The organism is Providencia sp. PROV130 (genome assembly GCF_028482225.1).
GTDB classification, from domain to species: domain Bacteria; phylum Pseudomonadota; class Gammaproteobacteria; order Enterobacterales; family Enterobacteriaceae; genus Providencia; species Providencia rettgeri.
On record NZ_JAMPQC010000005.1, the window covers coordinates 1 to 12,877 of the forward strand.

Here is a 12,877-nt window from a genome sequence, read left to right on the forward strand (position 1 = left end):
GTGTTTTTTTGAAAATAATTTTCAAGTGGTGATATTTTATACTTTACGCCCGATTCTCAAACAAAAAAAGTGGTTTTATACGTAATTTGATATAAAAAAGGTGGCTATTATTAGCCACCTTTTGATTTCACAATAACATCAATTACTGTTTAGCAACGATTTCGTCATTTTCTACATCTAAAATGACAGGTTTACCTGGCAATAACTTACCTGACAAGATTTCTTGTGCCAGAGGGTTTTCAATTTCCTGCTGAATTGCACGTTTCAACGGCCTTGCTCCGAAGATTGGGTCAAAACCAGCCTCCCCAATTTTCTCAAGTGCCGCTGGTGTTACACTGACTTCATAACCGTGCTCTTCAAGGCGTTTATATAAACGAGCCAATTGAATATTGGCAATATTCGTAATTTGCTCTTTACCTAATGGATGGAATACAACGACTTCATCTATACGGTTAATAAATTCAGGCCTGAAACTATGGGACACCACTTCCATCACCATATCTTTCATTTCTGAGTAACCAATCATGCCAAACCTTTCTTGGATTAAGTCAGAACCCAAGTTGGATGTCATGATGATTACTGTATTACGGAAGTCTACCGTTCTACCTTGCCCATCCGTTAAACGTCCATCATCAAGCACTTGTAATAAAATGTTGAAAACATCAGGGTGTGCTTTCTCAACTTCATCCAATAAAATGACTGAATAAGGACGACGTCGAACTGCTTCAGTTAAATACCCACCTTCTTCATAACCGACATATCCTGGAGGTGCCCCCACTAAACGTGATACCGCATGTTTTTCCATAAATTCAGACATATCGATACGAACCATTGCATCATCGCTATCAAACATAAAGTTTGCTAACGCTTTACATAACTCAGTTTTACCTACCCCTGTTGGTCCTAAGAACATAAATGAGCCAATTGGTCGGTTCGGGTCTGATAACCCTGCACGACTACGACGAATTGCATTCGATACTGCAACTACAGCTTCATCTTGTCCAATAACACGCTGATGGAGTTGCTGTTCCATACGTAACAGTTTCTCTCTTTCGCTTTCTAGCATTCGAGACACAGGAATGCCAGTCCAACGCGCTAAGATTTCAGCAATTTCAACATCTGTTACCTTGTTACGTAACAGTTTCATGCTTTTACCTTCAGCTTTCGTTGCCGCTTCAAGCTGCTTTTCCAATTCAGGAATTTTACCGTATTGCAATTCAGACATTTTTGCCAAATCACCCATACGGCGTGCTTTTTCCATCTCGATGCGTGTGTTTTCAAGTTCAGCTTTAATATGCTGAGTACCCGTTAATGATGCTTTTTCAGCTTTCCATTCTTCTTCTAACGCAGAATATTCACGCTCTTTCTCTGCTAGCTCTTCTTCTAACATCTCAAGACGTTTTTTACTTGCGTCATCCGATTCTTTTTTCAGCGCTTGCTGTTCAAGTTTGAGCTGAATAATACGGCGTTCCAGCCTATCTAAGGATTCAGGTTTCGAATCCATTTGCATACGTAAACTAGCACCCGCTTCATCAATTAAATCAATCGCTTTATCGGGTAACATACGGTCAGTAATATACCGATGTGATAACGTTGCCGCCGCCACAATCGCCGGGTCAGTTATTTGCACATGGTGATGCAATTCATAACGTTCTTTTAAGCCACGTAAAATAGCAATTGTGTCTTCAACGGATGGCTCTGCGACATACACTTTTTGGAAACGACGTTCTAAAGCTGGGTCTTTCTCAATGTATTGTCGATACTCATCCAATGTGGTTGCACCAACACAGTGTAATTCACCACGAGCCAACGCAGGTTTTAACATATTACCCGCATCCATCGCGCCATCGGCTTTACCTGCACCAACCATAGTATGTAGCTCGTCAATAAATAGAATGACGTTACCTTCCTGTTTGGCGAGGTCATTTAGAACGGCTTTCAGACGCTCCTCAAACTCACCACGATATTTCGCACCTGCAATCAGTGCCCCCATATCTAGGGATAATACACGTTTGTTTTTTAACCCTTCTGGAATTTCACCATTTACAATACGTTGTGCTAACCCTTCAACAATTGCTGTTTTACCAACACCTGGCTCACCAATCAGCACTGGGTTATTTTTAGTACGGCGTTGCAATACTTGAATGGTCCGGCGAATTTCTTCATCTCGACCAATCACCGGGTCTAATTTTCCTTGCTCTGCACGCTCGGTTAAATCAACCGTATATTTTTTCAAAGCTTGGCGCTGATCTTCAGCGCTTTGGTCATTCACTTTTTCTCCACCACGCATCTGTTCTATTGCCTTTTTTAAATTATCTTTATTAACACCTGCTGCTTTGAGCATGTCTGCTAATGTTGTATTGGCTTCTAAAGCGGCGACAAGAAATAATTCAGAGGAGATAAATTCATCTCCGTGCTTTTGTGCCAACTGATCACATAAATTCAAATGACGCATTAAGTCACTTGATGGTTGAACATCTCCCGCAACACCCTGCACTTGAGGTAAACGACCTAACGCATCTTCGACTTTTTGCTGAAATTGTACGGCATTCACGCCTAACGTCGTCAGCAATGGACGAACGGTGCCCCCTTCTTGATTAAACAAGGCACTTAATAGATGTATAGGTTCTATAAACTGGTTTTCGCGCCCAAGGGCTAGTGATTGGGCGTCAGCGAGAGCTTGCTGGAATTTATTAGTTAAACGGTCCAGACGCATAACACCTCCAATAAATGAGATTAAATTTGCTACTGGATACTAGATGAGGTCAGTATTTAAATATTCAAGTTTTGCAAGAAATTATTTTCATAATATCCATTAATTTAGAATAAAACACCAAAACTAGGTGTTTATCCATATTAATGAAGCCATTCTGCCAGTCTTTCCTTCCCTTCGATAGGAAAAAAATCTGTTTTCATCTGTTACGGTACAAAAATCACCACCATAAACTTTCGTTACACCAGCAGCTTGTAGTTTTTTACGCGCTAACAAATAAATATCAGCTAGATATTTATCATTATAAGGAGTAAAAGCAGAGGCTAAATCAGACGATTGATTAACAAAAGCCTCTTTGACTTCCTCACCGACTTCAAATTTCTTAGCACCAATAGCTGGGCCAAGCCAAGCGATAATTTCATTTGCAGGACTAATAAATTGAGCAACTGTATTTTCAAGGACTCCATGACATAACCCACGCCACCCTGCATGGGCTGCGGCAACTTCCGTTCCGGCCTGATTAGTAAATAACACAGGCAAGCAATCCGCCGTCATAATGGCACAAACTTGGCCAACCTGGTTGCTATACACCGCATCCGCTTGCCTATTGTGAATTTTATTCCCAACAAGATGCAGCACATCAGTACCATGCACTTGCTCAAGCCATACAGGCTGTTGTGGTAGCTGAGCAAGTTTCTCAAGGCGTTGACGATTTTCACTGACAGCGTTGGGAACATCCCCAACATGATCACCTAAATTCAAGCTATCAAAAGGTGGTTGGCTCACACCACCTGTACGAGTTGTACTACAGCTAGCTATATTTTTAGGTTGTGGCCAATCAGGGAAAATCAATGTATTCATTACCAGTCCATATCGTCTTTATGCAGTTCAGTATCTGCTTTTAGAGCTTCAATAAGCTTAACCATATCATCAGGTAACGGTGCATGCCACTCCATTTGAATACCTGAGATTGGGTGATATAAACGCAACATGGTGGCGTGCAGTGCTTGCCTATCAAAATTACGCATGACCTCTAAAAATTCCTCTGTCGCCCCTTTTAATGGACGTGGCCGCCCGCCGTATAAAGGGTCACCAATTAATGGATGATTGATATGGGCCATATGAACTCGAATTTGGTGTGTTCTACCCGTTTCCAGACGTAAACGTAAACGAGTATGAGCTCTAAAGTGTTCCATCACACGATAATGCGTTATGGCTAGTTTGCCCATTGGGTGTACAGCCATATGAGTTCGTTTAGTTGGATGGCGAGAGATAGGTTCTTCTACCATGCCACCCGCAGTCATACGACCGACCGCAACTGCTTCATATTCACGTGTAATTTCTCTACGCTGCAATGCTTCGACAAGGTGCGTTTGAGCTGGAACGGTTTTTGCAACAACCATTAAGCCTGTTGTGTCTTTATCTAAACGATGAACAATACCCGCCCTTGGCACATCTGCAATTTCAGGATAACGATATAATAACGCATTCAGAATTGTGCCATCTGGGTTTCCTGCCCCGGGGTGGACAACTAAATCACGCGGTTTATTAATAATTAGGATATCTTCATCTTCATAAATCACATTAAGTGGGATATCTTGTGGTTCCCAGCGATTATCTTCTTCAATGAGGGCATCGATTAAAATTTGTTCACTGCCGAAAACTTTTTCTTTTGGCTTATTGATAACTTTGCCATTAACCTGCACTCTATCAGCTAAAATCCATTCTTTTATGCGAGAACGTGAATAATCAGGGAACAATTCGGCCAAAGCCTGATCTAAACGTTGACCAAGCTGTGATTCAGCGATAGTTGCACTAAGTTGTACTTGTTGAGCCATAAATTAATCTACTTTTTGGTGTTTGTATTTTGACGGCAGTGCCGTTTCATTTAAAATATATGCTATTGTAACTCGAATTTTGCCGGGAGCCTTATGGATAGACTCCCTCGAAACACTCAGAGGATAACCTACACGTGATGATACGTATGAAAAATCTGGTGGCTGCAGCCACGTTGAGCCTGATTTTAGTCGGCTGTTCCAGCACTCCTGAAGTCAGCCCTGATAGCTCCCCTGCTGAAATATATGCAACAGGTCAGCAAAAACTACAGGACGGCAATTTTAAAGCAGCGATTAAACAATTTGAAGCTCTTGATAACCGTTATCCATTTGGTCCATATGCTCAGCAGGTTCAATTAGACCTGATTTATGCATATTATAAATCAGCAGAGCTGCCAATGGCGATAGCCGCGATTGACCGTTTCATGCGTTTGAACCCAACTCATCCAAATATTGATTATGTCCTCTATATGCGAGGCTTAACCGCGATGGCTCTGGATGATAGCTTATTGCAAGGCCTCTTTGGTATTGACCGCTCAGACAGAGATCCACAGCATGCACGAGTTGCATTCAAAGATTTCAGTCAGCTAGTTCGCTACTATCCTAACAGCTTATATTCCAATGATGCGAGTAAGCGATTAGTTTACTTAAAAGACCGTTTAGCAAAATTCGATCTTTCTGTTGTCGAATATTACAACAAACGCGGTGCTTATGTCGCGGTTGTTAATCGTGTTCAACAAATGCTAAAGGACTACCCAGACACAGAAGCAACACGTAATGCCTTAGCATACATGGAAATTGCTTATAATGAGATGGGGCTAAACCAAGAAGCGAATAAAGTTGCGAGTATTATTGCTGCAAACCCACAATAATATCATCGTGAAATCTAAAACAGCAGCCTTAGCTGCTGTGAGGCTGTTGACAAAGCGGGATAAAAGCATAGTTTTTCCCGCTTTGTGTTATCAGCCGAAAATCAATAAATTGATTTTCCTAATTTATTTTCAAAACTTATTAGGCTTGCCGCCAAACATAATATGTTTGTCAGCAGTCTGACACTAACGGCGATTTAGTTGCTTGCCCATTTAGTGTGCTAATTTTAACCCAAAAAAAACTCCGGCTAATTACCGTTCCGTTAGCCAACTCAGCCAGTTTCCCTTAATCAATTCATTTTGGCAATGCTTTTTCGCCCCTTTTTTACGTGAAATCACACTTCGGATGAGTGCAACTCTTCCTCTGAATGAGATGTGATCTACATCAATTTTTTCTTAGCAAGAACGGGTATTCTGAACTCAACAAAGACGGAAACAATGAGAGGTAACTATATGATAGTGAACATTACTAGCAAACAAATGGACATTACCCCAGCGATTCGTGAGCACATTGAAAGCCGTCTAACAAAACTCGATAAGTGGCAAGCATCCTTGATAAATACGCATGTTGTTTTATCAAAAGAGCCACAAGGTTTTATAGTTGATGCCAACATAAAAACAGCGACAGGAAAATTGGTCGCAAGTGCCAAGCATGAAGATATGTACGTTGCAATTAATGAACTAATTAACAAACTCGAAAGACAACTTAATAAAGTGCAACATAAAGGAGAATCAAGAAGAGCATATAATAGTGTAAAAGAAGCGAATAATACTGTTACGTTATAATTTTATATTATCTATCAACTAATCTTGAACCTTGTAAACGCGCTCGCTATGGGCGCGTTTTTTTATGTTTCTGATCCTTAGCTATTGACTTCTTAGTGAGTATCGGGTTTATTTAAATTGAATCTACTAAAGGTATTCATATGAATCTTAATTTTGTTTTCTTTTTCTTCTTTTTTAGCAACTCCTAATTAGGGGCTTTTGTCGTTCGAGAAAGAAAAGAAGACAAAATTAGAAAGCCCCCTCTAGGGGGCTTTTTTTATATCATAATATTAACAGGGTGGGCAGCATGGAAAACAGCACTAATTTATTGAAAGTAAGAGAAAAAATAAGTCAACTGGATAGTGAATTACTAAATCTTTTAGCAAAGCGCCGTGGTTATGCTGTTGAAGTCGCTGAAACAAAAATTGATGATAGCCGCCCTATTCGTGATAAAGACCGTGAGCGTCAGCTTCTTGATGTTTTAATCAACAAAGGTAAACCGCTAGGGCTTGATGGTTTTTATATCACCCGACTATTCCAAATGATTATTGAGGACTCCGTTCTTACACAACAGGCGATTTTACAAAAGCATTTAAATTTAACCCCGAGTGATACTGCCCGTTTCGCATTCTTAGGGCCGAAAGGTTCTTACTCACATATTGCTGCACGCCAATATTCTGCTCGCCATTTTGACCAACTGGTTGAATGCAGTTGCCATAAATTCCAAGATATTTTTTCATTAGTTGAAAGTGGGCAAGCGGAGTATGGCATTTTGCCAATAGAAAATACCAGTTCAGGTGCAATTAATGATGTTTACGATTTACTGCAAAATACATCATTATCAATCGTTGGAGAGATTCGACTCCCAATAAACCATTGTCTCTTAACAACTGGAAATACCGATCTCAGCCAGATCAAAACCGTGTATAGCCACCCTCAGCCTTTCCAGCAATGTAGCCAATACTTAGCGCAATTCCCTCACTGGGAAATAAAATATTGTGATAGTACATCAACTGCAATGCAAATGGTCGCAGACCAAAACTCACCGAGTGTCGCGGCGCTTGGAAGTGAAGCCGGTGGCGCGTTGTATAATTTAAGCGTAATAGAGCATAATCTTGCTAATCAGCAAATTAATATGACACGTTTTATTGTTGTTGCACCGCAACCAATTGAAGTCACTGAACAAGTCCCCGCTAAAACAACACTACTTCTTACCACTGGCCAACAAGCTGGTGCCTTAGTTGATGCATTAGTTATTTTGAAAAATAATAAGATAATTATGAGCAAATTAGAATCTAGGCCAATTAATGGTAAGCCTTGGGAAGAGATGTTTTATGTAGATGTTCATGCAAACTTACGTTCAGATAATATGCAGCAAGCTTTGAGAGAACTTTCAACAATTACTAGATCAATTAAAATATTAGGCTGCTACCCATCCGAAAATGTGGTTCCTGTTGAACCTGAAAAAATCACGCCTTAATAAAATATAATCAGGCTGCACTTTTATTAGTGCAGCCTATTTAACGGAGACTATATTGCTGCTTTAGGCTGATGACTCGACGATTTAACTCTGAAATAATTCACTAACTCCTTCAAATGATATGCTTGTTCATTTAAGGAGTCCGCAGCAACAACAGATTCTTCCACTAAACTCGCATTTTGTTGTGTGGTTAAATCAAGTTGCCCTACCGCACTATTAATTTGAGAGATTCCATCGCTTTGCTCACGGCTAGCTTGCCCAATTTCACGTAGTAACGCATTCATCTCTTTTACACTATCTACCATGCCATGTATTTGCTGAGTTGCTTTTTCAACAAGTTCCATGCCTTCTTGCGTTTGTGACGATGAGTTTTCAATCAACCCGCGAATATCACTCGCTGAAGCTGCACTTTTCTGTGCTAATAATCTCACTTCCCCAGCAACAACGGCAAAGCCTCGCCCATGTTCACCGGCTCTTGCTGCTTCAACGGATGCATTCAATGCTAAGATATTAGTTTGGAATGCAATCGAGTCTATTAGGTTAATAATTTCTGTCATCTGTGATGATGAACCGTTGATTGCTCGCATTTTGTTCGTAACTTGGCTCATCATATCGCCATTATTTTGCACAATCATCGCTGCTTGGTCTGCAAGCATGCTTGCTTCATGGGTGTGCTCAGTCGTGTTTTGAACAGTTGAAGTTATTTGCTCCATTGAACTAGCCGTTTCTTCAACTGATGCGGCCTGTTCTTCGGTACGTGCGGCAAGGTTTTGGTTCCCTGCAACAATTTGCCCTGCTGCTGCCGAAATACTTTCAGAACCTTGCTGAACCTCTTGGACGATTTCCAGCAAGTGTTCTTTCATATCATTAAGTGCATTTAGCAACACACCTGTTTCATCTTTTGAGGTGACCTGAATATCTTTAGTCAAATCCCCATTTGCAATTGACTGAGCGAAATTAACCGCATTTTCCAATGGTCTAGTAATAATAGTCGTAATATACCACCCCATTATGCAGCCCGCAGCGATACTCAAGATTGAGAGTACAGCAAGTAATAACTTATTACTTTCATAGTCTGCATTGACTTTCCGACCGATCTCTTGCATCTGCAAGTCTTGGATTGCCATCAATGTTTGAATGTGATCTCGATAATCCCGCTGAATACTCGAAGTTTTCGTCATCATCTCATCTATAGCGGCTTGGCGATTATTTTGTTGTAAGAATGCATTCATACGTGCCAGCGATGCATGGAATTGTTGGCGGATCACACGTAAATCCGCTAAAATTTCTTTAGAGCGATCATCAGTGACACTGCTTTCTAGTTTTTCTAACAATTCTGTTATTTTCAGTGTAATTTTATCAAGCTCTTCACGGCGCTTATCACTACCTCTGTCATCAAGTAAAATCAGCTCTTGGATCCCAATAAAAGAATAAAAGTTATCCATCATCTGCCCTGCAGTCGAAGCAATAGGATAGCTTTCATAAAGTACTTCCTTCATTCCTTCATTAGCTCGATTCATATTCGCTAAAGAAAATATTGAACTTAAGATAATAAGCGCAACAAAACCACCGAATGCTATCGTTAACTTCATACTGATTTTGAGATTTTTAAAAAACATATATTTACCACGCTAGCCATCATTTAATGAGTAGTGTTATCGGTAAAATAGATAAGATCTTTATCATATAAATCGATCGATTTATAAATATTAATTTTAAAAATTGATTAATTTGAAATTAAATAGTGAATAAATTTAATTTTAGGCTAATTAGCATATTATTTGATAGAAATTATACATATAAGTACAATTACTTATTTTAAATAAAGATTTCAAGTGAAATTAACTAAAATGGAATAATATGGAAGACAGTGATAAATTAACGCCCCAAATAAAGCCCCCTACCGCTATAAAACACGATAGAGGGCGGGGATGATTATTTTCGATTATCGTTTGCTCGTTGCAGTAATGATTGGCTTTCTTTCATAAAATGATGGGCATCTTCGCCGAACCACTGGCTAACTTGATTAAATTGGCGAACAAATTCCGCTTTATCTTGTTTCTCCAATAACGCTATTGAATCGCCTAACAATTGGTGATACCTACGTATTAGTTCAACATTTTCATTTGAAGACATAATAATATCTGCATACAGTTGAGGGTCTTGAGCAAACAGCCGCCCAACCATCGCGAGCTCTAAACGATAAATAGGCGATGATAAATCAAGCAGTTGCTGTAAATCGATATTTTCCTCAGCAAGATTTCGTCCATAGGTAAATGTTGTAAAGTGCCGTAATGCCTGAATAAAGCTCATATTTTTATCATGCTCTTCAGCTGATATTTCTTTCAAGCGAGCTCCCCAAACTAATAGCTGTTCAAGGAACCACTGATAAGACTCCGAGCTACGGCCATGACAATAAGCAAATACTTGCTTTGCAACGCTACCAACATCAGGGCCAAACATCGGGTGAAGTCCAAGTACGGGCCCATCATGCGCCGCTAACATCGCTTCTAATGGCTGTTGCTTAATTGACGCGATATCCATCAAGATCGTGCTTTTATCCAACTTAGGCAGTTGGTTGATCACTTGTACCGTTGAATGAATAGGCACACTGATGATCACCACACTTGCTCCACCAATAATAGATTCTGCTTGCGACCAATCACCTTCATTCAATGTTTTGACTTGGTAACCTGATAAGCTAAGGAGACGATGAAATAACCGCCCCATTTTCCCATCACCGCCTACAATCACAATTGGGCCAGCTGATGGGTTCAATGTTTTGAACCCTTTATCATTTTCACGAGCATAAGATTCACGCATAATCCGCCTTAGAATATCCTCGATCAGATCAGGTGGGATCCCCATACGCTCAGCTTCGGCGCGACGTGCTGCCAACATACTGGTTTCACGCTCAGGCACATAAATCGGTAAGCCATGTAAGCTTTTCACTTCACCAACTTCAGCAACCAGTTGCAGCCTTTTTGCTAATAAATCGAGTAACGATTTATCAACTTCATCAATTTGTTCCCGTAAATGGGATAACTCAACAGACATACCAATACCTTGATCAGCTCACTTTACTCAATTTTTGCGCACGTTGTTCAAGCATAGGTAATAATGCCTGATGCAATTTACGCAATACCGTTTCCGTCGTTTGCCAGTTAATGCAGGCATCAGTTACTGAAACACCGTATTTCATTGAGTCACGGGCTTGTTCAGACGTTTGATTCCCTTCATTAATATGGCTTTCTAGCATAATACCTGTAATTGATTCATTACCATTAATAATTTGTTCAATAATAGAATCAACAACTAATGGCTGACGGCGGTAATCTTTATTTGAGTTTCCATGGCTACAATCCACCATAAGTGATGGCTCTAAACCTGCTTTTTTCATTTCAGATTCACAAGCCGCTATGTCTTCAGCGTTGTAGTTAGGTGTTTTTCCACCACGTAAAATGACATGGCCGTTACTATTACCTTTAGTATGTAATAAACAAACTTGGCCAGATTGATTAATCCCCATAAAACGGTGTGGCATCGCAGCAGCTTTTAATGCATTAATTGCTGTAGATAAACTTCCGTCCGTTCCATTTTTAAAACCAACAGGCATAGATAAACCAGAAGCCATTTCGCGGTGTGTTTGTGACTCAGTAGTTCTTGCACCAATGGCAGACCAACTAAATAGATCCCCTAAGTATTGAGGATTGTTAGGGTCCAGTGCTTCTGTCGCTAATGGTAGCCCCATATTCACTAAATTAGTCAGCAAGTCACGAGCGATATGCAGACCTTTTTCCATTTCAAAAGAGCCATCCATAAATGGATCACTAATCAAACCTTTCCAACCCACGGTTGTACGAGGTTTTTCAAAATACACACGCATCACAATATATAAGCTATCACTTAATTCTTCGGCTAATACTTTCAGACGCTCACCATATTCAATAGCAGCATCCACATCATGGATTGAGCAAGGACCACATACCACGAGTAAGCGAGGGTCGCGTTGATGAATAATGTCAGCAATCACTTGGCGCGATGTCGCAATGGCATGCAGGTTGCTGCGACTCAGCGGATATTTCTCTTTCAGACTCTCAGGAGTGATTAATACCTGCTCGTCTTGAATATTCACATTGTTGAGTACATCTTTTTGCATGATCATTTTTTACCTACTTATTAGCTTATATTTGCTTAGTTTATTATTTACGTATTGTGTTTGAGTGTATGGGTAATAACATACCATGCATCGTAAACAATTCAATCCATTTATGTAAATTATTTCCATATACGTAAAGTAAAATTTACAGTGTGATAATAAATTGATAAATATGCGATTTCACATAAAATTAACATTTCCAATGTTTAAATTAGAGTTCAATACCAATTTTTAGTAAATATTTATTTACAGATTAAGAGATTAATCTCTCAGCTATATTCTAAATAGTTCGAGTTGTAGCAAGGCGGCAAAGGAATGAGACGCTAGGAGCATACACAAGTATGTGACTAGTGCGAATGAGTGCTGCCAACACAGCTACAACTTGAAATATGACGAAATAGGTATGTGACCTGTGTGGCTGAGCGAAGCCAACACAGCTAGGACTTGAGATAAACTCTCTCAGCTATATTCTAAATAGTTCGAGTTGTTGCAAGGCGGCAAAGGAATGAGACGCTAGGAGCATACACAAGTATGTGACTAGTGCGAATGAGTGCTGCCAACACAGCTACAACTTGAAATATGACGAATATAGTGACAAATATAAAAAGGCCCGCATTTGCGGGCCCCTCTCATAACATAACTTTCGGATGTAGCGAAAGCGTATTACTTGGCGTTCAGACGCTCTTTGATACGAGCTGCCTTACCAGAACGCTCACGCAGGTAGTACAGTTTAGCTCTGCGAACAGCACCACGACGTTTAACTGCAATGCTATCTACGACTGGTGAGTGAGTTTGGAATACACGCTCAACACCTTCGCCGTTAGAAATTTTACGAACAGTGAATGCAGAGTGCAGACCGCGGTTACGAATAGCGATAACCACGCCCTCGAATGCCTGCAGACGTTTTTTAGAGCCTTCTACGACCCATACCTTAACTTCCACGGTGTCACCCTGACGGAATGAAGGTACGTCCTGCTTCATTTGCTCTTGTTCAAGTTGTTTAATAATGTTGCTCATAATAACTCTCTTACCCTAGGTAAACTGATATGTTTAGAC

General features: G+C 40.2%; 10 protein-coding genes and 1 other annotated feature. Of the genes, 3 read left to right on the forward strand and 7 right to left on the reverse strand.

Features of this window, described 5'->3' with window-relative positions; all coding sequences use genetic code 11:
- Positions 1-142: 142 nt before the first annotated feature.
- The 3 genes from clpB to rluD form a co-directional block, all read right to left on the reverse strand.
- A complete protein-coding gene (gene clpB, locus PSF28_RS03910; protein ID WP_272684677.1) occupies positions 143-2,716 on the reverse strand; it encodes an ATP-dependent chaperone ClpB in 2,574 nt (857 codons plus the stop codon).
- A gap of 123 nt (positions 2,717-2,839) precedes the next feature.
- Entirely contained in the window at positions 2,840-3,574 is a 735-nt protein-coding gene (yfiH, locus tag PSF28_RS03915; RefSeq protein ID WP_272684678.1) for a purine nucleoside phosphorylase YfiH, read from the reverse strand.
- Positions 3,574-4,551 (reverse strand): 23S rRNA pseudouridine(1911/1915/1917) synthase RluD, encoded by a 978-nt coding sequence (gene rluD, locus PSF28_RS03920; protein WP_210840118.1) that lies wholly within the window; start codon positions 4,549-4,551, stop codon positions 3,574-3,576. The genes yfiH and rluD overlap by 1 nt, the downstream gene beginning before the upstream one ends.
- Before the next feature lie 137 nt (positions 4,552-4,688).
- Here rluD and bamD point away from each other — a divergent pair, with 137 nt between their 5' ends.
- The 3 genes from bamD (at position 4,689) to pheA (ending at position 7,662) form a co-directional block, all read left to right on the forward strand.
- Entirely contained in the window at positions 4,689-5,420 is a 732-nt protein-coding gene (bamD, locus tag PSF28_RS03925) for an outer membrane protein assembly factor BamD (protein ID WP_004913985.1), read from the forward strand.
- Positions 5,421-5,870: 450 nt separating this feature from the next.
- The gene (gene raiA / locus PSF28_RS03930; protein ID WP_247605462.1) at positions 5,871-6,203 is read left to right on the forward strand and encodes a ribosome-associated translation inhibitor RaiA; all 333 of its coding nucleotides are present in this window, start codon (positions 5,871-5,873) and stop codon (positions 6,201-6,203) included.
- Positions 6,204-6,342: 139 nt separating this feature from the next.
- Positions 6,343-6,463 (forward strand) — a sequence feature (Phe leader region).
- A gap of 26 nt (positions 6,464-6,489) precedes the next feature.
- Entirely contained in the window at positions 6,490-7,662 is a 1,173-nt protein-coding gene (pheA, locus tag PSF28_RS03935; RefSeq protein ID WP_198641897.1) for a bifunctional chorismate mutase/prephenate dehydratase, read from the forward strand.
- A 50-nt stretch (positions 7,663-7,712) separates the two neighbouring features.
- On the opposite strand, the gene PSF28_RS03940 is transcribed toward pheA, so the two are convergent.
- From PSF28_RS03940 to rplS, 4 genes are all read right to left on the reverse strand, one after another.
- The gene (locus PSF28_RS03940; RefSeq protein WP_210840116.1) at positions 7,713-9,281 is read right to left on the reverse strand and encodes a methyl-accepting chemotaxis protein; all 1,569 of its coding nucleotides are present in this window, start codon (positions 9,279-9,281) and stop codon (positions 7,713-7,715) included.
- Between the two features lie 316 nt (positions 9,282-9,597).
- Positions 9,598-10,719: a bifunctional chorismate mutase/prephenate dehydrogenase gene (tyrA, locus tag PSF28_RS03945; protein ID WP_272684679.1), complete on the reverse strand. Its 1,122-nt coding sequence runs from the start codon at positions 10,717-10,719 to the stop codon at positions 9,598-9,600.
- 13 nt (positions 10,720-10,732) lie between these two features.
- Positions 10,733-11,827 (reverse strand): 3-deoxy-7-phosphoheptulonate synthase, encoded by a 1,095-nt coding sequence (locus PSF28_RS03950; protein ID WP_272684680.1) that lies wholly within the window; start codon positions 11,825-11,827, stop codon positions 10,733-10,735.
- A 657-nt stretch (positions 11,828-12,484) separates the two neighbouring features.
- A complete protein-coding gene (gene rplS / locus PSF28_RS03955; RefSeq protein ID WP_004914006.1) occupies positions 12,485-12,838 on the reverse strand; it encodes a 50S ribosomal protein L19 in 354 nt (117 codons plus the stop codon).
- Positions 12,839-12,877 lie beyond the last annotated feature (39 nt).

Coding starts and splice junctions, on each gene's coding strand:
- clpB (WP_272684677.1), bottom strand. CDS start 2,716: ATGCGTCTGGACCGTTTAACTAATAAATTCCAGCAAGCTCTCGCTGAC.
- yfiH (WP_272684678.1), bottom strand. CDS start 3,574: ATGAATACATTGATTTTCCCTGATTGGCCACAACCTAAAAATATAGCT.
- rluD (WP_210840118.1), bottom strand. CDS start 4,551: ATGGCTCAACAAGTACAACTTAGTGCAACTATCGCTGAATCACAGCTT.
- bamD (WP_004913985.1), top strand. CDS start 4,689: ATGATACGTATGAAAAATCTGGTGGCTGCAGCCACGTTGAGCCTGATT.
- raiA (WP_247605462.1), top strand. CDS start 5,871: ATGATAGTGAACATTACTAGCAAACAAATGGACATTACCCCAGCGATT.
- pheA (WP_198641897.1), top strand. CDS start 6,490: ATGGAAAACAGCACTAATTTATTGAAAGTAAGAGAAAAAATAAGTCAA.
- PSF28_RS03940 (WP_210840116.1), bottom strand. CDS start 9,281: ATGTTTTTTAAAAATCTCAAAATCAGTATGAAGTTAACGATAGCATTC.
- tyrA (WP_272684679.1), bottom strand. CDS start 10,719: ATGTCTGTTGAGTTATCCCATTTACGGGAACAAATTGATGAAGTTGAT.
- PSF28_RS03950 (WP_272684680.1), bottom strand. CDS start 11,827: ATGATCATGCAAAAAGATGTACTCAACAATGTGAATATTCAAGACGAG.
- rplS (WP_004914006.1), bottom strand. CDS start 12,838: ATGAGCAACATTATTAAACAACTTGAACAAGAGCAAATGAAGCAGGAC.